Raw genomic sequence first — 21,370 nt, forward strand, 5'->3', positions numbered from 1 at the left:
CGTCGGCCTGATACCCGTGTACAGCACAAACTGCTCCAGCGCTTGCAGCGCAATGACCTCCAGCCCGGTAATCACCGGCTTGCCCAACGCCTGCGCCCGGCGAATCAACGGCGTCTGCGCCGGCATCGCCACCACATCGAACACCCGCTCGGCCGCCGCTATGGCATGCTCAGAAAACGCCAGCACCTCTGCCTCCGGCCCGCCAGCCATACCGATCGGCGTCACGTTCACCAGCATCGGCGGGCAGATGTCGCCCAACTCAGCCAGCCAGCGATAACCACACACATCTGCCAGTTGCCGACCGGCCTGCTCGTTGCGCGCAACGATGATGCCTTCGGCAAAGCCTGCATCACGCAGGGCACTGGCCACGGCCTTGGCCATGCCACCACTGCCACGCAGGGCAAAGGCGGTGCCCGGATCGACCTGATGCTGCGCCAGCAACTGGCGCACGGCCAGGTAATCGGTGTTGTAGGCCTTCAGGTGGCCACCGGTATTGACCAAGGTATTGACCGACTCGATGGCCGCCGCCGACGGGTCGATTTCATCGACCAGCGCCATACAGGCCTCCTTGTACGGCATGGACACGCCGCAGCCGCGGATACCCAAGGCGCGGATACCCGCCACCGCCGCCGGCAGGTCATCGGTGCGCATGGCCTTGTAGTAAAAGTCCAGGCCCAGCTGCTGGTACAGGTGGTTGTGAAAACGCACGCCAAAGGTGCCGGGGCGGCCGGCCAAGGAGATGCACAGCACGGTATCCCTGCTGGGAGTTGTCGACATAGCCTGCTCCTGTGTCAGAACTGAAACGTTTGTGCAGCGTAACAGAGGCGACCACTGGTCGTCCCTTACACAACCTTTACCGTTCCCCTGTGCTCAGCTGACAGAGACTGGAGTCATATTATCAAGGCCCCCGAACGTGGGCTTTCTCTGCGAGGTGCTCCATGATCCGTCACATTCCCGGAATCGCCCTGCTGGTCGGTGCCTTGGCCATCAGCGGGCCCGCTGCTGCTCACGGTGGCCATGGCGGCGGTGGCTGGTATGGACCGGGCCCGGTCCTGGGTGCGGCAGTGGTCGGCGCCGTGGTCGGGGCAACGGTTTATGGCGGGCGTGACCGTACTGTGTACGTTGAACGCCAGCCGGTCTATTACGGGCCGCCGCCGGTGTACGTGCAACCGCCGCCGCAACCGGTGTACTACCAGCCGTACTACGCACCGGCACCACCGCCCCCGGGCTACCGCACCTACTACGGCCCGCCACCGGTGTATTACGGACCGCCACGCTGGTAATGGTTGATAGAACTAATGACCACTATCGAGGAAGTTGATTTCAAAGTGCCCAGGCTGCTGCGTATCGTAGGGCCATGTTTCACAGGAGGTCCACATGGCCACTATCCAGATCATGTCCGTTGTCGGCAGCGCCGTTCCCACTTCACTGCGTGAACAGGGCCGGCTGGCATGCTGGTACCTGGTGCGCAACGGCGAAGCCGTAAGCGGCCCGATGCCGACCCTTGCTGCGGCGCAGGCCCTGGTTGAACAGTTGCAACCAGGCACCCTGGTCGCCTGACCCGAATTTGTTGTGCGTTGCTCCCTACGCCCTTTATGGCCCGCCGATCTGGCGGGCTTTTTTTTGCCGAAACGCCTGGCCGTTACTGTGTGGGGGGCGCATCGCGAGCAAGCTCGCTCCTACAGTTTTTTCGGGCCAGTGTTTTTTGTAGCCATAGCCAACTGGCTGGTCAGTGCCAGGACTTTGCCCTGTAGCCGGCCGACGCTTATCACCAGCTCGTTGCGTTCCCTGGCGAACTGGTCGGCTTTGGCCTCTGCCTCTCTGCGGGCATCGCGCTCAATGTCCAGCAGGTCGGTCAGTCGGCGGATGACTGCAATATCTGCACTGTCCATCGCACGCTCGGTTGCATCCCTGGATAACCACTTGCGCAGCCACAGACCTGCACCCAGTAACACAGTGCCCGTGCCGCTCAGCCAAGTGACTGTGCCCGGGCCGAAGTCGGTCGGATCCATGTGAACCTCATTACATATGATGATGCCATGAGCCCCGGAGAAAAATGTCTCGCTGGCTTCCCTTGCTGGTGAATTTAATTTAGCCTACAGCTAACTTTGCCACAAGAGAAATTTAGCTATGCGCGCATTTAGCAGCAAGCTAAACACTGGCATGCTTCGCCCTATGGACATCTACGACATTCGCAAGCACAACCTGGTCAAGCTCATCGGCAGCCAGAGAAAGGGATCCTGCGCAGAACGCTGGGGGATGGCGCCTGCACACCTCAGCCAGATCCTTTCCGACAAGACCGTGAAAAACCTGGGCGATGACGTGGCCCGCCGAATCGAGGGCATCGAAGGTTTGCCTCGGGGTTGGTTCGACGCACTGTCGGCAGGCGACCCTGGGCAGCCTTCGGTCGAAGCCGGCGACGGTAAACTTTCGGCAGCCGACCTGGTCAAGCAGATGCTTGCCAGAAGCGGCAGAGGCATCCCTGAAGAAACCCGCCAAAGGTTGCTGGCCGCTGCAGAAGAACCGCAGAATGCCACGCTGCTAAAGGCTGACCGTGTTCGCCCTGGCTTGGTCGGCGACGAAGTGTGGATTGCTCACTACGATGTGCGGGCTGCCATGGGCGGTGGCCAGATCCCTCACGACTACCCCGAGATGTTCACAGACGTCCGCGTCAGCCCCAGCCATCTGCGCGAACTGGGTGTGACGTTCACGGAGCACCATCACCTGAAGATGGTAACGGGCTGGGGCCAGTCGATGGAGCCGACCATCAAGCACCGCGACCCGCTGATCGTCGATGTCAGCATCCGCGAGTTCGTCGGCGATGGCATCTACTTTTTCTCCTGGGGCGACCATATTTACATCAAGCGACTGCAGATTGCTGATGAGGACCATTTCGAGATGATCTCCGACAATTCGCGGCACAAGGACCGCATGATCCGCCGAGAAGAGACCTACATCCAGGCCAGGGTCCTACTGGTGTGGAATGCCCACCTTGTGTAAAACGAAGCCCGCCTCTTAAGGCGGGCGTTTGCTGAGGCTCAAAATGGCGGCGCCTCCTCCATCACCTCCTCGTTGTACTGCTCGACGCTGGAGTCGTCACGTGCTTGCACGCTGGTGCGCGCCCAGCGCACCGTCACGCTCTGGTCATCGTTGAAGGTAAGGTTCAACTCGGGCGTCTCCAGCAGCAGGCCCATCACCTCGTCCCATTCCGCATCACCGTCGGTATCCAGCCGGTGCACAACCACCCAGCGCTGCGTCTGCGCCAGCGGGTGGTTGATCCTCGACGACACCCGCAGGCTAAGCCGCTCTACTCCGGTCATTCCCTGGCACTGCCGGGGGGCTGCGTTCACGTGCTTGAACATATTCTCATCCTGATATCTGTATGTTTGTACAGTATTCAGGGAAAGCTTATCTCACCGCCAAATCCACCGTAAACCCCTGCCACCGGAAAATTTCGCCTCCAGGCAATTTTGCCTATAGCGAAATTTATTTAGCCAATGGCTATTGACTTGAATTTAGCCCAAGGCTAATTTCGTTGCGCCAGCCACCGCAAAGCTGCTGGAACGCTTCGTCATTCAGGCCCTTTTCGTCAGGAGTTACCATGACCGTAGACATCAACGATCTCACCATCGCCACCCCGGTGGCGGTCTCCCCAAGCAACCCTGTAGCACTCGAACTCAGCGGTGCTGAAGCGATCGCCCGGTTCCCGAGTGTGGTGAAGGTCCTCAGCGATGGGTCAATCCAGCTTTCAGCCCCCACCAAGGGCGCTTCGAGCAAAAGTACCCACAGGACCCGCTGCGAATGGACAGAAACAGAAGACTGGACACTGGGAAGCGCCCAGGACCACTGGAATCGCCAGACCATGACGCTGACCAAGGTCAACGCGGCGCAAAAGGTGGTGATCGCCCAGATGCACGTGCGCGGGGATGACAGCCCGCCGGTGAAGGTGTTCTGGAACAAAGGCAACATTACCCTGGGGTTTCGGCGGACCTACAACCAGACCGACCCGGTAAACTCGACAGTACTCAAAGGTGTGCCGCTGGGTGGCAGGTTCGACGTGAGCCTCCACACCACGTCTGCAGGCGTGGTCAATGTAACAGCCAAATGCAACGGGGTATCCGGCACGTCCGGCGATCTACAGCTCGACAGCACCTGGTCTTCGCAGCTGTTCGAGTTCCACGGCGGCATCTACAACCAGGTTGACTATACCGACGCAACACCGGCCGACGACGGCTCGGTCTGCATCATCAGCGAACTCTCGCTGATTCATCGCTGAGCGACATTAGCCGGCAAAGCATCCCGATGCCCCGCCCCATCACAGATTGCATCGGGATGCCAACTGACCAAAAGCGCATGGTTGACGCGCGTGACACGCCACGCCAGTGATTAGTCTCGATGAGTCATATTGTTGCCTGCCCGCTCTCAGACTAATAATTACCTCTCTGCCTGGGGAGGCGCGAAACATGCAACCAAGATTCGTTATCGTTCCTGCTGTGCCAGTGGAAGGTGAATCCTTCCGCATCGGCAACCGGTTCTACGCCGCGACCGCTTCGGGCGGCTTCGATATCTATGACAACCAGGAGAAACAACGACTCAAGCGCGGCTATATCAACAAATCCGAGGCTGCGACTGCGTGCGGGTTGATGAACGCCGAGTCACGCAATCCCGCAGAGCAGTTCCCCATATTGCGAGCAGATTGATGGTTATACGCAGCCTGGCGAAAAACCTGCCTCCAGACCCCGACAAGGAGGGCTGGGTGCTCGGCTGGGGTGTGCTTCGGGACAAGCATCCATGGCATTTTGTCGACGTCTATGCCGACCAGAAGACAGCCCAGGTGGAGGCAGCGCGCCTCGGCGCTGGTTATGTTGTGGAGTACGGTTCACATCGCCTTGGCTCGAGTGAGTTCGTGTGCGGCATTACGCTTCCCGAAGGCTAGAGAGCAGCCCCGCCCATGAAACAGGGGCTCTAAAAGGCTTGCGGTATCATATGGCCGTGCCGTAAATTTCCCCCTCCTGTCATTCCTGCGTTGAGGAGTGGCGCTGAGGCCCAACACCATGTTGGGCTTTTTCGTTTTTGCGACAGGGCCATGGTTCAAGGTGTGCCGATTGTTGCGACTCATCAAAAGAAAGTTCTCCAGGGTGCTGCGAAAGTGGTTTGTCTACCTTGCGGTTGCAGGGCTGGCGGGCAACTACAGCCGACTGTTCGATCACCTTTCAATCTGGAAGCCGTGGCGAATTGCCAAGGGCCTGGCGGCCTATCTGATCGCATCCTGATACGCCTTTCACGCGGCGCAGGATTAAATTTCGTTCAACTTGCGCCCTTTAGTCATAAGGCATTCGACAGCAATTCAGCCATACTCCAGAGGTGTTTTTTGGATTTTGGCGGGTTCTAGAAAGTTACGGAGGCCCGTATTTACGGGCCTTCCAGCCCCTCTCGTCACCAGGCGGCTACGTTCCAAGCACAAGGTTAGGACCCTTAGCCCACATTTTTCGAAAGTGCTTTCGGGCTGCAGCTGGCAGATTTCCAGTTTTGTGCTAGATATTTTGATTCTTGATTTTTTTCAAGAGCTCTCCCCAGGGATAACGTAAGCAAGGAGCTAACAATGGGAATTGTTCAAAACGCTATTAGGGCTTTAGAGAATCACGCTGACGAAAAAGCTAAAGAAGTGAAAGCTTCTTTGCAGATGTTAGATGTACTCGCTCAAACAAAACTTTCAGAAATAAAACGACTCGTTGAAGACGACATTGCCAAATCTAAGTCTGACGCTAAGTCTGGATCGCCCACCCAGATCCCTCCAGGCCTCTACATTATGCAGGACGAGGGGACTCATGTAATGTCATCTTCTGGACCGTCGGCAGGCATCAAGAATGCTGTCGACAGTCTATTACATAGTCCGGAAGCTAAATGGCGCGATGCCTTAACCGGCTTGATAGGTACTGCACTAGACACATTAATTGGTAACTCATCAGGTGCATCAAGCAACAAAAAGCTCTATTTAATCGCACTCGATGGACATGCAGCAGATCCAGATAAAGGCATCGAAGAAACATACGTTCCCGTACGCATTGACTATTGCCTGTGGACCTACAATTTCGAAAGCTCAGGCATCTCAGATATAGCAACAAATGCTATTGCCTATTACGCACAGACGTCCCTGCTTGACTACAGCAACATCCCAAGCAATCTCCAAATCGATCAATCTCTTAAGTTGATCGGAATCCCACAAGAATATCGCAACGCCATTATTGAACAGGTTCAGAAAGAGCGCGACGCAAAACGACCTCTCAATTTGGAGAAATATCTTAAATCCGCCTCACCAGAACTGCGCGCCTCAGCTAAAAAGCTGTATTTATCGTAAAGGTAGAGCCCCACCCCTCCGTAGGGTGGGGTCTTTACAGCCAATATTTCCAACAGCATGGTCGACATCCGGCGTACTTTTCCCAGTCTTGCTGGAGCGTGCCTAACCTGACTACATCGAACACACATGCCGAGCAAATAACCCTCAACTTTGGACGAGGGGCTATCCGACGTGTTCGCGTGGTATCGGTTGGGCTCAGTCGTGAGGAATGTACGCAAACAGGGAGCTGAGTTGATAAAGCCAGCTGAGTGGAGCGGCGGCAGATCCTTGCCCCGGGCCTTGGCCACGACGTGGAGCTTGTAATCGGAGACCGCCTGGAAGAGCGACTCAGCCAGCAGGCGCAGGCGCTCGATCTCCTCTGCAGGCGCGCCATGATCCTGCGTCTGGTGGTAACAGCGCATGGCGTCGATCGCCTTCTGAATCAGCGGCTCGCCGGCCTCAACCATCCCGATGAAAGTCCGCTCATCCATGCCTAAGCTCCAAGCAGGAATGATATGGAAAGGTTTGGTCAGTAACCAACGTTGAAGCCCCATTCAAGCGTGAAACCTCCAGAGCCAAGATTAGGCTGCTTCAAAGAAAAAACCAGCAAGCAGCCTAATGGTGTGATCACGCTAGCGCTGCACTTCAATAGCCGTGCCGGCCTTAAGGGACGAGCGTGAAATAATTTTTGCCAGCGTCAGCAGATATTTCTCTACAAGAAGGTAGCATACAATTCCGCCTAGCAGCCCAGCAGTCACAGCGCCTACCGCGTACCAGACTGCCATCGCAAGGCTGGTTATCTGCCCAAACGTCGTTACAAATAGCACATACCAGATTCGTTGAGAAATTGGATGCGACAAATACAGTGAATAAGATGCCTCCCCAAACAACAGAGCGACCCTATTGATATTTGACCGAATGTACTTCTCAATCGAGATAAATCCTGCGACTAAGAAAAACGCCGGGACGCCATATACTAAAGGCCGAGTGAATAGGGTGAAATCAGCTAATACCAGCGCCACACTACTAGCCCCAACCAATAGACTTGTCGGCAAAAAACCGATACCCACCCAGCGCTGCCTGGTGACCCCTAGCAAGACGCCAAGCAGAAATTCAATGATGATCGGGCTTGTGTAGGTTTTGCCCAATGGCCCTTCTGGAGCCAAAGCAGACCCAACAATAGCAAGTGCAACTATAACTGCAGCCAAGAACAGAAGTCTCATTCTTAGGTTTTGCAATGCTAAGGAGAGACCGAATATCGCGTAAAAGAACATCTCATATGTGAGGGTCCACCCAATGGTGTATACAGGCGTGACATCACCCACATCTGGGTTTAGGGCGGGAATGAAAAACAGTGACTTAAGCAGGAATACTGGATCGACTGCGCGGGAGTTGAAAAACAAGCTTGGCATTAATAGCGCGGCAGCGACAAGCACACAGGTGAACACCCAGTATAACGGCGCCACTCTCAATATCCGCGAAACCCAAAACTCTCTTATACCTTTATTCTTACCCTCTGTGGTTACCCACATTACGAACCCGGATATAACAAAGAATATATCTACACCAAAATCACCCACCGGGTTATCGAAGTATGGTGCTACAGCAATCATCACCATGGAATGGTAGATGATAACCAGCCCAGCTGCAATGCCTCTCAAATATTGTATTCCGTAGAATTTTTCCACGCGCGCAGTCCATTGCAAGTGTATGAGATTAATTCGCCATTATCGCCAGGTACGTCGCATTTCTCAATATCTTGAGAGGCTGAAGTCTCAGATGGTTATTTTCGCCCGAGTGCGTCATAGGACGCTTCGCACTGATGACCGGCTATGCGTGCCCGGTCATAAGCCTGCGCCAACTCTCCCGCTCGTTCATCAGCCCGTGAGAGCAGCTCGGAGAGCACAATGGCGGCGCGGGTGGCTACCTCGCCTCGGGCGACAGCGGCGATATTCGCGTCTCGACGAAGTCGCCATTCATCTTCCAGCCTTCTGGCTCATCACCACACATCACCGTGCCCGAAACCGGCGGCAGGCACTTCAACCAGGCGCTAGAGGCAAAGGGGCTCAGGCACAGGCCTCAGTACAATTGCCGGCACACATATGCCACGATGTGCCTCATGTCGGGGATGAATCCAGCGTTTATTGCTGGGCAGCTTGGGCACTCGGTGCAGGTGCTTCTCTCGACCTACGCTAAGTGGTTGAATTCTGCCAACGATTGGGCGGAACTGGCGAAACTGGAAAAGAACGTAATGGGTACAGCATCGGCGCAGGATTAAATTTCGTTCACCTTGCGCCCTTTAGTCATAAGGCATTCGACAGCAATTCAGCCATACTCCAGAATGCATCGGTTTTAGGGGGAAAACCCTTGCACAGCCAACGACATACCAACTTTTAGTGAGCCTCAACGTGAAAAAATCCCTGTCCATCCTCAGCCTGCTGCTGTTGCTCACAGGTACCGCGACCCTTCCGTCGACTGCTGCTGCACAACCCCCGGCCCAAGCCCAACGAGATCCGTCCAAGTTGCATCTGGCTTCAGGCAGCGCCTTGCTGATCGACCTGAATACCAACCAGGAGTTGTATTCGAGCCACGCCGACCGCGTGGTGCCGATCGCCTCGGTCACCAAGCTGATGACGGCGATGGTGGTACTGGATGCCAAGCTGCCCATGGATGAAATGCTCACCATGACCATTGCCAACAACCCGGAAATGAAAGGCGTGTATTCCCGCGTACGCCTGGGCAGCCAACTCGATCGCCGCGAGACCCTGCTGATCACCCTCATGTCGTCGGAAAACCGTGCGGCCAACAGCCTGGCCAACGCCTACCCCGGCGGCTACCCGGCGTTCATCAAGGCGATGAATGCCAAGGCCCGCAGCCTGGGCATGGCGCATACCCGCTACGTTGAGCCGACCGGCCTGTCGACGCAGAACGTGTCCACCGCACGCGACCTGGCCAAACTGCTGATGGCCTCGCGCAAATACCCGATGCTGAGCGAGCTGTCGACCACGCGTGAGAAGACTGTGGCCTTCCGCAAGCCCAACTACACCCTGGGCTTCCGTAACACCGACCACCTGGTGAACAAGAGCAACTGGGACATCAAGCTGACCAAGACCGGCTTCACCAACGAAGCAGGGCACTGCCTGGTGCTGCTGACCCGCATGGATAACCGTCCGGTGGCCATGGTCATCCTCGACGCCTTCGGCAAGTACACCCACTTTGCCGATGCCAGCCGCATGCGTCAGTGGCTGGAGACCGGGGCCGCCAAGCCGGCACCGGCAGTGGCCATGCAGTACAAGACCGAGCGGCAGAACAAGGGGCGTGTAGCGGCCGAATAACCGCATGCCCCTGGGGCTGCACAGAACCTGTGCAGGAGCGGCCCATCGCGACGCAAGGCCGCTCCTGCAGGCGTTGCACCAGGCAGTCAGGCCGTGGCGCTGACCATCCCGCCCGAGCTGCTGCCACCCTCTTGCTGCAACAGCTCCAGCAGCTGTGCCGTGGCTGCCATGATCTGGCCGTTGATAGTGGCAATGCTTGCCTGCTTGGCGCCCACCGCAGCGGCCTTGGCCGCTTCATCCATCTTGCTGTTCTGCAGCGCAGCCAACTGCTTCTGCTCCTCGACCAGTTGCTTCTGCAGATCCTTGATCAGCTGACGCAGCTCGGATACGGCCTCTGACTCACCACTGTCTTCACTGTCCGCAGGTTGCGCCTGGCTACCCGCTGAAACTTTCATGCTGTCGCTACTGATGCTCAAGGGGCCCAGCGCCTCACCGGCCTGCTTTGCCTGTTCGCGTTCGTTGGCTGCGTTGGCGCTCAGCGTCTGCGCTGAAACGCCATTGATCATGAGGTTGCTAGCCGTAATTGCGCTCATCTCGATTCCCTGGCTGAAAGATAGGTCCTTGCCGTAACCACCCTATCGGCCATCCCTGGCAGTTCTTTAGCCCGCTTAAATTCCCCCGCGACTGGCTCGTTCCAACACATGTACTTGCGCAGGAGCCGGAGCGCCGGCGGGCGTCCAATTTCGACCATTCAGGGAATCGCAGCCATGAGCCAGTCCTCACAGCAGGAAACCATCAAAGATCTGATCGGCGTGGGCTTCGGCCCTTCCAACCTGGCCTTGGCCATTGCCCTGGAAGAACTCGCCGAGTCCCAGGGCCATGCCCTCGACGCGCTGTTCATCGACAAGCAGCAGGACTACCGCTGGCACGGCGAAACCCTTGCCACCCAGAGCGAGCTGCAGATTTCGTTCCTCAAGGACCTGGTGTCGTTGCGCAACCCCACCAGCCCCTACAGCTTCGTCAACTACCTGCACCAGAAGCAGCGCCTGGCCGACTTCATCAACCTCGGCACCTTCTACCCCTGCCGCCTGGAGTACAACGACTACCTGCGCTGGGCCGCCGACCATTTCGCCACCCAGGCGGTATATGGCCAGGAAGTGCTGCGCATCGAACCAGAGGTGAATGCCGGCCGGGTCGAGCACCTGCGCCTGGTCTCGCGCGACGCCCAAGGCCGCGAATACAGCCGCCGCACCCGCTCGGTGGTGGTCGGCAGCGGCGGCACACCAAAAATCCCGGAAAAGTTTGGTGCCTTCAAGGACGACCCGCGGGTTTTCCATCACTCCCAATACCTGAGCAGCCTCAACAAGCTGCCGTGCACCGCCGGCAAACCCATGCGCATCGCGGTGATCGGGTCGGGGCAAAGCGCCGCCGAGGCGTTCATTGATCTGAACGACAGCTACCCGTCGGTCAAGGTCGACATGATCCTGCGTGGGTCGGCCCTCAAACCCGCCGACGACAGCCCGTTCGTCAACGAAATCTTCTCACCGGACTACACCGACCTGGTCTACAACGAACCGGCCGACCAGCGCAGCAAACTGCTGGGCGAATACCACAACACCAACTACTCGGTGGTCGACCTTAACCTGATCGAGCGCATCTACGGCATCCTGTACCGGCAGAAGGTCGCCCACCAGCACCGTCACAACGTGCTGTGCCGCCGCCAGGTCGAAGCCGTGGTGGCCACCCGCGAAGGCCTGGAACTGACCCTGCGCGACCTTGCCACCGGCCAGCAGCAAACCCACCGCTACGACGCCGTGATCCTCGCCACCGGCTACGAGCGCCGCTCGCACCGTGACCTGCTGGCACCGCTTGCCGGTTACCTGGACGATTTCAGCGTTGACCGCAACTACCGCGTACTGGCAAGCCCCGACCTGCAGGCGTCGGTTTACTTGCAAGGGTTCTGCGAGAACAGCCACGGCCTGAGCGACACCCTGCTCTCGGTGCTGCCGGCCCGCGCTGCGGAAATTGGCCGGGCGCTGTACCAGGACCTGGCGCAGTTGCACGGCAAACCGCAACCGGCCGTGGCCATGACCCACGCCTGACCCCGCTGCTGCATGCCTTCAAAGCCGGCCTGACGCCTCGCGCACAGGCCGGCTTTGCGCTTAGAAACATTTGCTTGCATTTAAAACGGCAGGTTTTCAATTCTCATTCGTCCTTATCAGTACAGCCCTCTTTGGTTGGGCACACGCTCGACCACCCAATGCAGAAGACCGTCTGATGGCCAAATCACCGAAAAAATCCAAATCCAGGCTGTGGTTCCTGGTCCATAGCTGGCTCGCCCTGCCGATCTGGTTCTTTGTGCTGATTGTCTGCTTTACCGGCATGCTCGCCGTGGTCAGCCAGGAAATCGTCTGGCTCGCCAACCCCGATGTGCGCGCCAGCAAACCCGATGCCGACGCCGAGCGCCTTAGCTTCCAGCAAGTGCTGGACGCCCTGCACAAAGCCGAACCGGACATGGTCGTGGACTCGCTCATACAGCCCGACGGCTCGCACTTTGCCCTCACGGCCGATGTCACCTTCCCCGACGGCACCAGCCCGACGCTGTACGTCAACCCGTACACCGGTGCCATCCAGGGCAAGTCCCCCGACTTCAACTTCGAAGCCTTCACCCGCGCCCTGCACGGCTGGTGGCTGGTGCCGTTCACCAACGGCTTCAGCTGGGGCTGGTACCTGGTGTCGATCCTTGGCTTGCCCATGCTGGCATCGCTGGTAACCGGGCTGGTGGTGTACAAGAAGTTCTGGAAGGGCTTCTTCAAACCGGTACGCACGGGGCATGGTTCGCGCATCTTCTGGGGCGACCTGCATCGCCTGGCGGGCGTCTGGTCGATCTGGTTCATCGCGGTCATTTCCATCACCGGTACCTGGTTCCTGATCCAGGCAATCCTGTTCGACAACCACATCACCATTTCCAGCCGGCCCATCGTGCCGGTGATCGCCCGCGAAGAAGTGCCGCAAACACCAGATGGCAGCCCTGCCCCGCGCATTGACCTCGATGAGGCGGCACGCATCGCCGGCCTGGCCATTCCCGGCCTGGATATCACCTTCGTTTCGTTGCCGTCTACCGCTTACAGCCATGTTTCAATGGGCGGGCGCGGCTGGTATCCGCTGATGTTCCAAAGCGCCGAAGTCAATCCTTACACGCGCAAAGTCGACAGCCAGTTCCTGCTCAGCGACCGCTCCACGCTGGAGTTCGTCACCGAGTCCATGCGCCCCTTGCACACCGGCGACTTCGGCGGCCTGCCGATCAAGCTGATCTGGTTCTTCTTCGGGCTGATACTCACCCTGATGGTGTTCAGCGGTTTGCTGATCTGGACCAAGCGCACCGCGCAGGCCACCGCCGCCGCCCTCAAGCGCAGCGAACGCGCACCCCGTACCGAACGCGCCCAGACCTCCCTGGAGACCCAATCATGAGCCACGCCCAGGCCGTACCCGCCAGCCCACTGAAGCAGTGGTGGCTGAAGTGGCGTTTCCACCTGAACATCCTGCTGATCCTGGTACCGCTGGGCTTCATGCCCAAGTATTTCAACGACGCAAAGCTGTTCCGTGGCGACGCCGGGCTGGGTGCCAACGTGATCACCGGTATCCAGGCAGGCCCCTACACCCTGGATTTGGCTGAACTGCGTGACGAAGCACCACGCCCGGACGGCCCCGCTGGCGATTTCAAATCCTTCAACGCAGCGCTGTGCAAGGCCTGCATCAATGACGTCAAGGCCGTTTACCTGCGCATTGGCAAACCGCGCAGCCTGCGTGCCGCCGGCACGATCTTCTTTGGTGCGCCTTATCGCATGGGCACCAACCTGCCCATCCCGCCCCGCACCAAGCCTGACGCACAGATCTGGATCACCCTGGAAGGCTGGGACGGCAGCATGCACCAGGCGTCGGTCCCCCTGGCCAAAGCATCGCCAGCCACCGTGGCCTGGCTCGAAAAACAAGGAGGCAAGAAATGAAACAGCTGATGCGAACCCTCGCCCTGCCCTTGCTGGTACTGGCCGCCGGCCCCGCCCTGGCGCATAACCCGATGTGCGAATGCGAAGAAACGGCCGGCGGCCAGGTCAAGTGCACCGGCGGTTTTTCGGACGGTAGCGGTGCCCCCGGGGTGACCCTGGATGTGATCGGTTATGACGAACAGGTGCTGGTCGGCGGCAAGCTTGGCGACGACTCGACACTCACCTTCAAGCGCCCGGACGGCGAGTTCTACGTGCTGTTTGATGCCGGCCCAGGGCATGTCGTGGAAGTCGACTACGCCGATATTGGCCAGCCATGAGCCGCGCCCAAGTGATTCGCCCGGCCGGCGCCGGGCACGAAACCCTGTACGTGCTGCTGATCAGCCTGCTGATCGTGCTGCTCGCCGCCAGCGTGGTGCTGCTGCGTGGCGAGCGCGAAGACGAACAGACCATCGCCAGCCACCAGATCGACGCCCGTCGCGACCTCACCGCCGCCGAGCAAGGCCTGTACACCGACCTGCGGGTGGCCTTCGACGAGATCCAGCTGCTGCGTGAAGAAAACGCTGCCGTGCCTAGCGTGCAGGCCCTGGCCGAAGAAGGCCTGCCGCCCTTCGTGGTCGACACAGGCAGCCAGAGCCGTGGCGGCCACCACTGGTCATGGCTGGAGCCCGGCGCCTACCTGGGCCGCAGCCAGGCCCCTGAAATCGCCGGCAGCCTGCTGCTGATCCTGCCGGCCGAGAGCACTGGCCAGGCCGATGTCTGGCTGCGCCGCGACAGCGCCGCCACGCCCCCGGACGACCTCGGCCAGGCGGCACTGATTGCCGCTGGCTGGCAGCAGGTGGTCAGCCACTACGACGCCGGGGTTACCCGCGAACACCGTCACTGAACCCAAGGACTTCCCCATGTTCCGCTCCGCCCTCGCCCTGCTCCTGGCGCTTGCCCTGCCGGCAACGGCCCTGGCCGATAACGGCAAGCCGCTGCGCATCGGCATCACCCTGCACCCCTACTACAGCTACGTGACCAACATCGTCGGCGACAAGGCCGAAGTGGTGCCGCTGATTCCAGCGGGCTTCAACCCCCACGCCTACGAGCCACGGGCCGAGGACATCAGGCGCATCGGCACCCTGGACGTGGTGGTGCTCAACGGCGTGGGCCACGACGACTTCGCCGACCGCATGATCGCCGCCAGCGAAAAGCCCGGCATCAATACCATCGAGGCCAACCAGAACGTTCCGTTGCTGGCGGCCACCGGTATTGCCGCCCGCGGCGCCGGCAAGGTGGTCAACCCACACACCTTCCTGTCGATCAGCACCACCATCGCCCAGGTCAACAACATCGCCCGTGAACTGGGCAAGCTCGACCCGGACAACGCCAAGCTCTACACGCAAAACGCCCGCGCCTACGCCAAGCGCCTGCGCGCCCTGCGTGCCGATGCCCTGGCCAAGGTCACCGAGGCCCCCAGCGCCACCTTCCGGGTGGCCACCATCCACGCCGCCTACGATTACCTGGTCCGCGACTTCGGCCTGGAGGTGACCGCCGTGGTCGAACCGGCCCACGGCATCGAACCCAGCCCGGCCCAGTTGAAAAAGACCATCGACCAGCTCAAAGCCCTGGACGTGAAGGTGATCTTCTCGGAAATGGACTTCCCGTCGGCCTATGTCGAAACCATCCAGCGTGAATCTGGTGTGCGCCTGTACCCGCTGACGCACATCTCTTATGGCGAATACACCAAGGACAAGTACGAAGTGGAAATGAAGCGCAACCTCGACACCGTGGTCCGCGCCATTCAGGAGAACCGCGCATGACCGCCGCCGCCAACCTGGTGACGGCCTGCGGGCCACGCATCGAGTTCGCTGGCATCGACCTGACGCTAGGCCGCACACGCATCCTTGAACAGGTCGCTTTCACTGTGGCCGCCGGCAGCGTGCATGCCATCGTCGGCCCCAATGGCGGCGGCAAGAGCTCGCTGATCAAGACCCTGCTCGGGCAGATGCCGCATCAGGGCCAGTTGACCCTGCATTGGCCAAGCGCACGCGAGGTGATCGGCTATGTGCCGCAGGCCCTGGAGTTCGACCGCGGCCTGCCGATGACCGTGGACGACTTCATGGCCGCCATGTGCCAGCGCCGCCCCGCCTTTCTCGGGCTGTCGCGGCGGGTGCAACCGGCCATAGACGCCGCCTTGGCGCAGGTCGGCATGCTAGACAAACGCAAGCGGCGCATGGGTGCGCTGTCCGGGGGCGAGCGCCAGCGCGTGCTGCTGGCCCAGGGCTTGATCCCCGAGCCGCAGTTGCTGGTGCTGGACGAACCCATGTCGGCACTCGATGAAGCCGGTATCCAGGTGTTCGAGCAGTTGCTCAAGGGCTGGCGCCAGGCGGGCACCACCGTGCTGTGGATCGAGCACGACCTGGAAGCGGTGCTGCGCCTTGCTGACCGGGTAACCGGCCTGAGCCGCAAGGTGCTGTTCGACGCCCCCCCCGCTCAGGCCCTGACCCCGGAGCGCCTGCTCGGCCTGTTCTCTGTTCACCCGCGTAGCGAGAGCCTTGCCCCATGAGTTTTGAAGCATTTCGCCAACTGGTCCAGGACTGGGCCACCGCTGGTTACCTGCCCGAGGCGCTGGCCTACGGTTTCGTGGTCAACGCCCTGTTGGCCGGCCTGATGATCGGCCCGGTGCTGGGCGGCCTGGGCACCCTGGTGGTGGTCAAGCGCTTCGCTTTCTTCTCCGAGGCAGTGGGCCATGCCGCGCTGACCGGGGTGGCCATCGGTATCCTGCTGGGCGAGCCCTACACCGGCCCTTACGGCAGCCTGTTCGGCTACTGCCTGCTGTTCGGCATCCTGCTCAATTTCCTGCGCAACCGTACCGGGCTGTCGCCGGACACCCTGATTGGCGTGTTCCTGTCGGTGTCGCTGGCGCTGGGCGCCAGCCTGCTGTTGATGCTGGCGGGCAAGATCAACGTGCACATCCTCGAGAACGTGCTGTTCGGCTCGGTGCTGACCGTCAGCGGCCAGGACCTGGTGGTGTTGGGCATCGTCGCGGTCCTGGTGCTGGCTTTGGCGCTGCCGCTGTACAACCGCATCATGCTGGCCAGCTTCAACCCACAGCTGGCAGCTGTGCGCGGGGTAGCGGTGAAAACCCTGGACTACCTGTTCGTGGTGCTGGTGACTTTGGTGACCGTGGCCGCCGTGAAGGTGATCGGGGCCATCCTGGTCGGCGCGCTGCTGGTCATTCCCGCTGCCGCCGCTCGCCTTGTCAGCCAGTCGCTCAAGGGCTTTTTCTTCCTGTCGGTGGTGATTGCCACTGTCAGCACCCTGTTTGGCATCCTGCTTCCGATCGTGTTCGACCTGCCAGTACCGTCAGGCGCCGCCATCATCCTGGTCGCGGGCATCTGCTTTGCCCTGGCCGCCCTGGCCCGCGCCCTTGTCCCTCGCCTGCAAGGAAACCCGGCATGAACCTGAAACGCCTGACCCTGGCGCTGGCCCTGGCCGGCCTGCCGTCGCTGTCTTTTGCCACACAAGTGCTGACCACCCTGCCCGTCACCCACAGCCTGGCCAGCGCCCTGCTCGACGGCACTGCGGTACAGCTAAAACGTGCGGCGCCGGCCAACCTGCCGGCCAGCCGGCAGCCGTCGTACTTCAGCGGGCGCGGTGGCGCCAGCCTGGAAAAAGTCGCACAACAGGCCGACGCGGTAATCGGTGTGCGTTCGATCTGGCGTGACGACCCGCTGTACCCGATGGCCCGGCGCAGCAACATCCGCATCGTCGAAATCGATGCCGCACGGCCGGTGGATGGTGCGCTGCCAGGGATTGCAGTCTCCGGTGATGATGCCTATGGCGCCTACCCTTGGCTCAACCCGACCAACCTCGGGCGTATGGCCGATGTGGTGGCCAATGACCTGGAGCGCCTGGCCCCGGGTGACAAAGCGAAGATCCAGGGCAACCTGGCGGGGCTCAAGCGCCAGCTGCTGGAGCTTTCTGCCAGCAGCCAGACACGCCTGGCCAAGGTCGACAACCTGACGGTGGTGAGCCTGTCCGAGCGGTTGGGTTACCTGGCCAGCGGATTGAACCTGGATGTGGTGGAGCAACCGCTGCCGACCGAATGGGATGCTGCCGCGCTCAAGGCGCTGGAGGAGAACCTGAAAGCGCAGGATGTAGCACTGGTGCTGGACCACCGCCAGCCGGAGGCCGCAGTAGCCGAAGCGATCAAGGCCGCCGGGGCGAAGCTGGTGGTGGTGGAGAGTGACCCTGACGATGCGTTTGCAGGGCTCAAGACCAGTGTCGACCAGGTGGTTGGGGCATTGGGCGAAAGCTGATCGAGCAGGCCGATGTGGTCAATGTGGGAGCGGCCTTGCGTCGCGAAAGGGCTGCACAGCAGCCCCGCAATTTTTGTATCAACGCAGAAACCCTGGGGCCGCTATGCGGCCCTTTCGCGACGCAAGGCCGCTCCCACAATGGATCGCGTCAGCTGAAAAGTTAACGCTTCATGCACCGCTGATAGCGCTCGTCCACCCGCCCGGCAAACCACGCCGTGGTCAACTTGCGGGTGATCTTGGGGCTCTTCAGTTCGATCCCCGGCAATACCGCCCGCGGCACAGGTTTACCGGCCTTGGCATCTGCCAGGGCAAACACCCCGCTGTACAACTTGCTGTCCTCGAACGCCAGGCTGTCGCCCTCTTCCAGCTGGCTGCGAATCTGCGGGTTACGCAGCCCCAGCTTCGCCCCCAGCTTTCTTGCGGCTTGCTCGGTGGCACCTGGCATGATCGCCCCCGGTGCAATCAGGTCGCCGTCCAAGGCAAGCGGCACGCCGGTCGCCTTGCCCAATGCGGCCTGGAACGCCGCGTTGCGGCTGGCGTACCAGCCCGCGTTGAAATCGGCAAAACGGTAGAGCTGGCGTTCGTAACTGGCGGGGTAGCCCAACAGGTGGGCGATGCCGAAGTACATGCCGCCGCGCCGCGTGAACACCTCCTGGCGAATCGTGCCGTCATGGCTGTAGGGATACGCCTGCGCATGCTTTTCGGCGAAGTCGATGCTGACCTGCATCGGCCCGCCGGTGCGCACCGGGTTCAGCCCGTCCAGCAAGGTCTTGCCCAGCGGTACACGGGCGATGACCTCGTCGTAAAGCTCGCTCAGTTGCTTCTCGCTGCGCACCGCCTGCAAACGCTGCTGGTAGCTCTGGCCGTTACCGGAGGGCGCCTTGAGCGCACCGTCAACCAGTAGCCTGGGGATATGCAAGCGCCCGGCACGGCGGTCGATTTCCTCGCGGGCGATACGCCCCAGGTTGGGCACCTGCGGGTCGGCAGTGAAAGTGGATTCCTGCTCGGTCACCGCCAATACAGCGCACAAATTGCTTTTGCTCGGCGTAATACGCTGGGCCTCGAACGCCACTTGGATGTCCTTGGCCCAGCCTTCGCGGTCCTTGGCCTGCGCAGGCAGCAACCGCAACAGCTGGGCGCGGACTTTGGCCGGGTCCGCCTCGGGCGCTTCTTCACGGCGCCCGGCACAGCCTTGCAGCAGCGCCAGCGCCATCAACCCGGCAGCCAGTAACCGGCCGTTCAGGGCTGTTCACCGACCAGGTAGGTTTTGCTGATGTGGCGAAACAGCGGGTGGCCGGCGCTGCCCATCAATTCGAACAACACCATCTCGCGGGTCACCACCTGCGCCCCGGCCTCACGCATGCGCGCCAGGCCCGCCGCCTTGCTGGCAGCGGTACGGCTGTCGCAGGCATCCTCGACCACGAACACTTGCTTGCCCAAGGCCAGCAGGCCAAGCACCGTCTGTAGCACGCAGACATGGGTTTCCATACCACACACGATCACCTGCTCACGCGCCATCAGGCTCGCTGGCAGGCAACCGGCAGCCACACAGGAAAAATGGCTTTTCTCCACCACTTCGGCTGCCGGTGCTGCGGCCAGCAGTGGCGCCAAGGTATGCCCCAGGCCCTTGGGATACTGTTCGGAAATTACCGTCGGAAGCTCCAGCTCGGCGGTCGCCGCCAACAACCAGCGTGCCCGTGCCCGAGTACCCTCAGGGTCGCTCATGGCGTCGATGAGTTTTTCCTGGATGTCGACGACCAGCAGCGTGGCCTTGTGTGGATCGATCAGCATTGTCCGCCCCTTGCCTGGGAAAAGGCCTAGCCTCCCCCAGGCAAGCGGTGACGTCAATCAGGCAGAAAGCCGAAGCGGTTCCAGTGAAGCCGTGAGCGCGCTAAGCACGTGGTCCTCCTGCTCATGGATGAAGAAGTGGCCACCGGGAAACATCTGCAGCGAGAACTCGGCTTGGGTTTCCTGGCGCCAGGCCTGCAATTGCTCGTCGCTGGCCCGGTCATCCGCCCCGCCCAGCACGTGCAGCGGGCACTGCAACGCCGCCCGCTGGCGGTAGGCGTATGTGCCGCAAAGCAGAAAATCGGCGCGCAGGGTAGGCAAGGTCAGGCTCATCAGCTCGGCGTTGGCCAGCACTTCCTCAGGGGTACCCTGAAGCTCACGCAACTCGCGGATCAGCTCGGCGTCGCGCTTGGGCTCGCGCCAGTTCTTGCCGTCGTAGTCTTCGCGCCGGGAGGGTGCCGCCGTACCGCAGGCAAACAGGGCCAGCGGCGCGGGGCAGCCCAGCGCCTGCAGCTCATGCGCCAGCTCGAAGGCCAGCAATGCACCCAGGCTGTGGCCGAGCAACGCATAAGGGGCGCTCGTCGCCAGGCGCTGCTCGCTGGCCAGTTGCCGGGCCAGCACTTGCATGTCGGTGTGCAGCGGCTCGGCCATGCGTGCGCCGCGCCCGGGCAGCTCCACCGGGCGCACTTGCAACCAGGCGGGCAGTTTGCGCCGCCAGCGGTTGTAGACCATGGCGCTGGCCCCGGAGTACGGCAGGCACAGCAGGTTCAGCGCGGTCACTGGGCGGCTTCGGCCATTTTCTGACGCAGGCTCAGCGGGCGCATGTCGGTCCACACCTCGTCGATGTAGGCCAGGCATTCCTTCTTCAAGCCGCTCTTGCCGACGGCACGCCAGCCGTTGGGGATGGCTTTGTAATCTGGCCAGATCGAGTATTGCTCTTCGTGGTTGACCACTACCTGGAACTGGATATCGTCGCGGTCGAAAACGGAAGTCATTGCCTGTCTCCTTGAATGATGAGTGCCGCTGCACGCCTGGTGCAGGGGGCTTTCAAGTAGACGTAGCACGCGGTGAAAAAATTAGAGCAACTGGCGCGCCCCATGTGGGAGCGGTGCAGAAATCAAAGGTCAGGCATCACGCAGCAGGTCGTGGGTATCGAGCAGACGGAAGGCTACCTGCGGGTTGCGCTCCAGCCCGCGGCGAATTGCCGCCGGGATCGACTGCCGGGTCTTGCGGCACAGACCCGGCTGGTCATCCAGTTCAATGACGATACCGCGCATGGTCCGCACTTCGTTGTAGCCGGGGGCAATGTGCACGCGGATGCCGAGGTTTTCGTACAGGCGTTGCTGCAGGCGTTGCAGGTCCTCGAAGTCCTTGAGGTTTTCCAGGCGTTCAAGCAGGCGCTTTTCTTCCTGTCGGGTCAGCAGGAGGATGCGCTGGGCCGCCTGCGGGTGATCGACCAAGTGTTCACGGCCGCAGTCGCAGGCACCAGGAGGGCAAGGTTGGCGCAGAGGGGGTGGTGTCATGGAGCAAGCATAGCCCGGCAAAGGCCTCGAAAAAAACTTTCCTGTCAGGATAAAAAATTTCACAAACCGCTAGACCGCTAGCCCTCATTTCGCCTATAAATCGCCAAAAGGAAATTTATATTCCCACGAAGAAACA

General features: G+C 60.6%; 29 protein-coding genes and 2 pseudogenes. 19 read left to right on the plus strand and 12 right to left on the minus strand.

The window, feature by feature from the left end:
• Nucleotides 1-777 (minus strand): shikimate 5-dehydrogenase (locus tag ACK1VC_RS16475; protein WP_449117991.1); only part of this gene is annotated, 777 nt, incomplete at its 3' end.
• A gap of 161 nt (nt 778-938) precedes the next feature.
• Between ACK1VC_RS16475 and ACK1VC_RS16480 the strand changes: the two genes are divergently transcribed.
• Together ACK1VC_RS16480 and ACK1VC_RS16485 are read left to right on the plus strand one after the other, a co-directional pair.
• Nucleotides 939-1,283 (plus strand): hypothetical protein, encoded by a 345-nt coding sequence (locus ACK1VC_RS16480; RefSeq protein ID WP_016487636.1) that lies wholly within the window; start codon nt 939-941, stop codon nt 1,281-1,283.
• 94 nt (nt 1,284-1,377) lie between these two features.
• Entirely contained in the window at nt 1,378-1,560 is a 183-nt protein-coding gene (locus ACK1VC_RS16485) for a hypothetical protein (protein ID WP_016487637.1), read from the plus strand.
• A 119-nt stretch (nt 1,561-1,679) separates the two neighbouring features.
• Here ACK1VC_RS16485 and ACK1VC_RS16490 read toward each other — a convergent pair whose 3' ends face one another.
• The gene (locus ACK1VC_RS16490) at nt 1,680-2,012 is read right to left on the minus strand and encodes a chemotaxis protein (RefSeq protein WP_023048806.1); all 333 of its coding nucleotides are present in this window, start codon (nt 2,010-2,012) and stop codon (nt 1,680-1,682) included.
• Between the two features lie 163 nt (nt 2,013-2,175).
• Between ACK1VC_RS16490 and ACK1VC_RS16495 the strand changes: the two genes are divergently transcribed.
• Nucleotides 2,176-3,000: a S24 family peptidase gene (locus ACK1VC_RS16495; protein ID WP_016487639.1), complete on the plus strand. Its 825-nt coding sequence runs from the start codon at nt 2,176-2,178 to the stop codon at nt 2,998-3,000.
• Nucleotides 3,001-3,038: 38 nt separating this feature from the next.
• On the opposite strand, the gene ACK1VC_RS16500 is transcribed toward ACK1VC_RS16495, so the two are convergent.
• Nucleotides 3,039-3,362 carry a DUF1654 domain-containing protein gene (locus tag ACK1VC_RS16500; protein WP_449117992.1) on the minus strand — a complete coding sequence of 108 codons (324 nt, stop codon included), beginning with the start codon at nt 3,360-3,362 and terminating at the stop codon, nt 3,039-3,041.
• Nucleotides 3,363-3,601: 239 nt separating this feature from the next.
• Here ACK1VC_RS16500 and ACK1VC_RS16505 point away from each other — a divergent pair, with 239 nt between their 5' ends.
• The 5 genes from ACK1VC_RS16505 (at nt 3,602) to ACK1VC_RS16525 (ending at nt 6,358) form a co-directional block, all read left to right on the plus strand.
• The gene (locus ACK1VC_RS16505; protein WP_023048808.1) at nt 3,602-4,276 is read left to right on the plus strand and encodes a polysaccharide lyase family 7 protein; all 675 of its coding nucleotides are present in this window, start codon (nt 3,602-3,604) and stop codon (nt 4,274-4,276) included.
• Nucleotides 4,277-4,463: 187 nt separating this feature from the next.
• On the plus strand, nt 4,464-4,700 hold the full coding sequence (locus ACK1VC_RS16510; RefSeq protein ID WP_016487642.1) for a hypothetical protein: 237 nt from the start codon (nt 4,464-4,466) through the stop codon (nt 4,698-4,700).
• Nucleotides 4,700-4,936 (plus strand): hypothetical protein, encoded by a 237-nt coding sequence (locus ACK1VC_RS16515; protein WP_016487643.1) that lies wholly within the window; start codon nt 4,700-4,702, stop codon nt 4,934-4,936. The genes ACK1VC_RS16510 and ACK1VC_RS16515 overlap by 1 nt, the downstream gene beginning before the upstream one ends.
• Nucleotides 4,937-5,105: 169 nt before the next feature.
• Complete coding sequence (locus ACK1VC_RS16520; RefSeq protein WP_156343155.1) at nt 5,106-5,273, plus strand: hypothetical protein; 168 nt, start codon at nt 5,106-5,108, stop codon at nt 5,271-5,273.
• Nucleotides 5,274-5,602: 329 nt separating this feature from the next.
• Complete coding sequence (locus tag ACK1VC_RS16525) at nt 5,603-6,358, plus strand: hypothetical protein (protein WP_197884382.1); 756 nt, start codon at nt 5,603-5,605, stop codon at nt 6,356-6,358.
• A gap of 248 nt (nt 6,359-6,606) precedes the next feature.
• Here the strand turns inward: ACK1VC_RS16525 and ACK1VC_RS16530 are convergent.
• The 3 genes and pseudogenes from ACK1VC_RS16530 to ACK1VC_RS16540 form a co-directional block, all read right to left on the minus strand.
• Nucleotides 6,607-6,828, minus strand: a pseudogene (locus ACK1VC_RS16530) (hypothetical protein); the annotation flags it as partial.
• Between the two features lie 141 nt (nt 6,829-6,969).
• Entirely contained in the window at nt 6,970-8,025 is a 1,056-nt protein-coding gene (locus ACK1VC_RS16535; RefSeq protein WP_023048810.1) for an acyltransferase family protein, read from the minus strand.
• A gap of 95 nt (nt 8,026-8,120) precedes the next feature.
• A pseudogene (locus tag ACK1VC_RS16540) lies at nt 8,121-8,285 on the minus strand (DUF2514 family protein); the annotation flags it as partial.
• Between the two features lie 171 nt (nt 8,286-8,456).
• On the opposite strand from ACK1VC_RS16540, the gene ACK1VC_RS16545 reads away from it, so the two are divergent.
• Nucleotides 8,457-8,615 (plus strand): hypothetical protein, encoded by a 159-nt coding sequence (locus ACK1VC_RS16545; RefSeq protein WP_016487647.1) that lies wholly within the window; start codon nt 8,457-8,459, stop codon nt 8,613-8,615.
• 130 nt (nt 8,616-8,745) lie between these two features.
• Complete coding sequence (gene pbpG, locus ACK1VC_RS16550; protein ID WP_016487648.1) at nt 8,746-9,672, plus strand: D-alanyl-D-alanine endopeptidase; 927 nt, start codon at nt 8,746-8,748, stop codon at nt 9,670-9,672.
• Between the two features lie 86 nt (nt 9,673-9,758).
• On the opposite strand, the gene ACK1VC_RS16555 is transcribed toward pbpG, so the two are convergent.
• The gene (locus ACK1VC_RS16555) at nt 9,759-10,205 is read right to left on the minus strand and encodes a hypothetical protein (protein WP_016487649.1); all 447 of its coding nucleotides are present in this window, start codon (nt 10,203-10,205) and stop codon (nt 9,759-9,761) included.
• Nucleotides 10,206-10,379: 174 nt separating this feature from the next.
• Here ACK1VC_RS16555 and ACK1VC_RS16560 point away from each other — a divergent pair, with 174 nt between their 5' ends.
• The 9 genes from ACK1VC_RS16560 to ACK1VC_RS16600 all read left to right on the plus strand — a co-directional run bounded on the left by ACK1VC_RS16560 (nt 10,380) and on the right by ACK1VC_RS16600 (nt 17,923).
• Nucleotides 10,380-11,714 carry a lysine N(6)-hydroxylase/L-ornithine N(5)-oxygenase family protein gene (locus ACK1VC_RS16560; RefSeq protein WP_191086720.1) on the plus strand — a complete coding sequence of 445 codons (1,335 nt, stop codon included), beginning with the start codon at nt 10,380-10,382 and terminating at the stop codon, nt 11,712-11,714.
• A gap of 175 nt (nt 11,715-11,889) precedes the next feature.
• Nucleotides 11,890-13,083, plus strand: a complete 1,194-nt coding sequence (locus ACK1VC_RS16565; protein WP_016487651.1) for a PepSY-associated TM helix domain-containing protein — start codon at nt 11,890-11,892, stop codon at nt 13,081-13,083.
• Complete coding sequence (locus tag ACK1VC_RS16570; protein WP_016487652.1) at nt 13,080-13,619, plus strand: hypothetical protein; 540 nt, start codon at nt 13,080-13,082, stop codon at nt 13,617-13,619. Before ACK1VC_RS16565 ends, ACK1VC_RS16570 begins: the two co-directional genes overlap by 4 nt.
• Nucleotides 13,616-13,936: a hypothetical protein gene (locus ACK1VC_RS16575; RefSeq protein WP_016487653.1), complete on the plus strand. Its 321-nt coding sequence runs from the start codon at nt 13,616-13,618 to the stop codon at nt 13,934-13,936. Before ACK1VC_RS16570 ends, ACK1VC_RS16575 begins: the two co-directional genes overlap by 4 nt.
• Nucleotides 13,933-14,502, plus strand: coding sequence for a DUF6162 family protein (locus ACK1VC_RS16580; protein WP_191086721.1), 570 nt, complete (start codon nt 13,933-13,935; stop codon nt 14,500-14,502). Before ACK1VC_RS16575 ends, ACK1VC_RS16580 begins: the two co-directional genes overlap by 4 nt.
• A gap of 16 nt (nt 14,503-14,518) precedes the next feature.
• Nucleotides 14,519-15,421: a metal ABC transporter substrate-binding protein gene (locus ACK1VC_RS16585; RefSeq protein WP_016487655.1), complete on the plus strand. Its 903-nt coding sequence runs from the start codon at nt 14,519-14,521 to the stop codon at nt 15,419-15,421.
• Nucleotides 15,418-16,167, plus strand: a complete 750-nt coding sequence (locus ACK1VC_RS16590) for a metal ABC transporter ATP-binding protein (RefSeq protein WP_016487656.1) — start codon at nt 15,418-15,420, stop codon at nt 16,165-16,167. The genes ACK1VC_RS16585 and ACK1VC_RS16590 overlap by 4 nt, the downstream gene beginning before the upstream one ends.
• Complete coding sequence (locus ACK1VC_RS16595) at nt 16,164-17,063, plus strand: metal ABC transporter permease (protein ID WP_016487657.1); 900 nt, start codon at nt 16,164-16,166, stop codon at nt 17,061-17,063. The genes ACK1VC_RS16590 and ACK1VC_RS16595 overlap by 4 nt, the downstream gene beginning before the upstream one ends.
• On the plus strand, nt 17,060-17,923 hold the full coding sequence (locus ACK1VC_RS16600; RefSeq protein WP_023048683.1) for a metal ABC transporter solute-binding protein, Zn/Mn family: 864 nt from the start codon (nt 17,060-17,062) through the stop codon (nt 17,921-17,923). The genes ACK1VC_RS16595 and ACK1VC_RS16600 overlap by 4 nt, the downstream gene beginning before the upstream one ends.
• A gap of 160 nt (nt 17,924-18,083) precedes the next feature.
• Here ACK1VC_RS16600 and ACK1VC_RS16605 read toward each other — a convergent pair whose 3' ends face one another.
• The 5 genes from ACK1VC_RS16605 to ACK1VC_RS16625 all read right to left on the minus strand — a co-directional run bounded on the left by ACK1VC_RS16605 (nt 18,084) and on the right by ACK1VC_RS16625 (nt 21,234).
• On the minus strand, nt 18,084-19,136 hold the full coding sequence (locus tag ACK1VC_RS16605) for a DUF1615 domain-containing protein (RefSeq protein ID WP_023048682.1): 1,053 nt from the start codon (nt 19,134-19,136) through the stop codon (nt 18,084-18,086).
• A gap of 26 nt (nt 19,137-19,162) precedes the next feature.
• Nucleotides 19,163-19,714, minus strand: a complete 552-nt coding sequence (locus tag ACK1VC_RS16610) for a hydrolase (protein WP_016487660.1) — start codon at nt 19,712-19,714, stop codon at nt 19,163-19,165.
• A 57-nt stretch (nt 19,715-19,771) separates the two neighbouring features.
• On the minus strand, nt 19,772-20,491 hold the full coding sequence (locus ACK1VC_RS16615; RefSeq protein ID WP_191086723.1) for a thioesterase II family protein: 720 nt from the start codon (nt 20,489-20,491) through the stop codon (nt 19,772-19,774).
• Nucleotides 20,488-20,706 carry an MbtH family protein gene (locus ACK1VC_RS16620; RefSeq protein WP_016487662.1) on the minus strand — a complete coding sequence of 73 codons (219 nt, stop codon included), beginning with the start codon at nt 20,704-20,706 and terminating at the stop codon, nt 20,488-20,490. The genes ACK1VC_RS16615 and ACK1VC_RS16620 overlap by 4 nt, the downstream gene beginning before the upstream one ends.
• Before the next feature lie 129 nt (nt 20,707-20,835).
• Nucleotides 20,836-21,234 carry a hypothetical protein gene (locus tag ACK1VC_RS16625; RefSeq protein ID WP_016487663.1) on the minus strand — a complete coding sequence of 133 codons (399 nt, stop codon included), beginning with the start codon at nt 21,232-21,234 and terminating at the stop codon, nt 20,836-20,838.
• Between the last annotated feature and the right edge of the window lie 136 nt (nt 21,235-21,370).

Source organism: Pseudomonas sp. XP2 (assembly GCF_053557975.1).

What these genes read in the sequence shown, in the direction of transcription:
- ACK1VC_RS16590 (WP_016487656.1), top strand. Translation starts at nt 15,418, where the DNA reads ATGACCGCCGCCGCCAACCTGGTGACGGCCTGCGGGCCACGCATCGAG.
- ACK1VC_RS16500 (WP_449117992.1), bottom strand. Translation starts at nt 3,362, where the DNA reads ATGTTCAAGCACGTGAACGCAGCCCCCCGGCAGTGCCAGGGAATGACC.
- ACK1VC_RS16495 (WP_016487639.1), top strand. Translation starts at nt 2,176, where the DNA reads ATGGACATCTACGACATTCGCAAGCACAACCTGGTCAAGCTCATCGGC.
- ACK1VC_RS16515 (WP_016487643.1), top strand. Translation starts at nt 4,700, where the DNA reads ATGGTTATACGCAGCCTGGCGAAAAACCTGCCTCCAGACCCCGACAAG.
- ACK1VC_RS16625 (WP_016487663.1), bottom strand. Translation starts at nt 21,234, where the DNA reads ATGACACCACCCCCTCTGCGCCAACCTTGCCCTCCTGGTGCCTGCGAC.
- ACK1VC_RS16545 (WP_016487647.1), top strand. Translation starts at nt 8,457, where the DNA reads ATGTCGGGGATGAATCCAGCGTTTATTGCTGGGCAGCTTGGGCACTCG.
- ACK1VC_RS16505 (WP_023048808.1), top strand. Translation starts at nt 3,602, where the DNA reads ATGACCGTAGACATCAACGATCTCACCATCGCCACCCCGGTGGCGGTC.
- ACK1VC_RS16610 (WP_016487660.1), bottom strand. Translation starts at nt 19,714, where the DNA reads ATGCTGATCGATCCACACAAGGCCACGCTGCTGGTCGTCGACATCCAG.
- ACK1VC_RS16620 (WP_016487662.1), bottom strand. Translation starts at nt 20,706, where the DNA reads ATGACTTCCGTTTTCGACCGCGACGATATCCAGTTCCAGGTAGTGGTC.
- ACK1VC_RS16605 (WP_023048682.1), bottom strand. Translation starts at nt 19,136, where the DNA reads ATGGCGCTGGCGCTGCTGCAAGGCTGTGCCGGGCGCCGTGAAGAAGCG.
- ACK1VC_RS16600 (WP_023048683.1), top strand. Translation starts at nt 17,060, where the DNA reads ATGAACCTGAAACGCCTGACCCTGGCGCTGGCCCTGGCCGGCCTGCCG.
- ACK1VC_RS16595 (WP_016487657.1), top strand. Translation starts at nt 16,164, where the DNA reads ATGAGTTTTGAAGCATTTCGCCAACTGGTCCAGGACTGGGCCACCGCT.
- ACK1VC_RS16575 (WP_016487653.1), top strand. Translation starts at nt 13,616, where the DNA reads ATGAAACAGCTGATGCGAACCCTCGCCCTGCCCTTGCTGGTACTGGCC.
- ACK1VC_RS16570 (WP_016487652.1), top strand. Translation starts at nt 13,080, where the DNA reads ATGAGCCACGCCCAGGCCGTACCCGCCAGCCCACTGAAGCAGTGGTGG.
- ACK1VC_RS16560 (WP_191086720.1), top strand. Translation starts at nt 10,380, where the DNA reads ATGAGCCAGTCCTCACAGCAGGAAACCATCAAAGATCTGATCGGCGTG.
- ACK1VC_RS16555 (WP_016487649.1), bottom strand. Translation starts at nt 10,205, where the DNA reads ATGAGCGCAATTACGGCTAGCAACCTCATGATCAATGGCGTTTCAGCG.
- ACK1VC_RS16580 (WP_191086721.1), top strand. Translation starts at nt 13,933, where the DNA reads ATGAGCCGCGCCCAAGTGATTCGCCCGGCCGGCGCCGGGCACGAAACC.
- ACK1VC_RS16525 (WP_197884382.1), top strand. Translation starts at nt 5,603, where the DNA reads ATGGGAATTGTTCAAAACGCTATTAGGGCTTTAGAGAATCACGCTGAC.
- ACK1VC_RS16490 (WP_023048806.1), bottom strand. Translation starts at nt 2,012, where the DNA reads ATGGATCCGACCGACTTCGGCCCGGGCACAGTCACTTGGCTGAGCGGC.
- ACK1VC_RS16485 (WP_016487637.1), top strand. Translation starts at nt 1,378, where the DNA reads ATGGCCACTATCCAGATCATGTCCGTTGTCGGCAGCGCCGTTCCCACT.
- ACK1VC_RS16565 (WP_016487651.1), top strand. Translation starts at nt 11,890, where the DNA reads ATGGCCAAATCACCGAAAAAATCCAAATCCAGGCTGTGGTTCCTGGTC.
- ACK1VC_RS16480 (WP_016487636.1), top strand. Translation starts at nt 939, where the DNA reads ATGATCCGTCACATTCCCGGAATCGCCCTGCTGGTCGGTGCCTTGGCC.
- ACK1VC_RS16585 (WP_016487655.1), top strand. Translation starts at nt 14,519, where the DNA reads ATGTTCCGCTCCGCCCTCGCCCTGCTCCTGGCGCTTGCCCTGCCGGCA.
- ACK1VC_RS16510 (WP_016487642.1), top strand. Translation starts at nt 4,464, where the DNA reads ATGCAACCAAGATTCGTTATCGTTCCTGCTGTGCCAGTGGAAGGTGAA.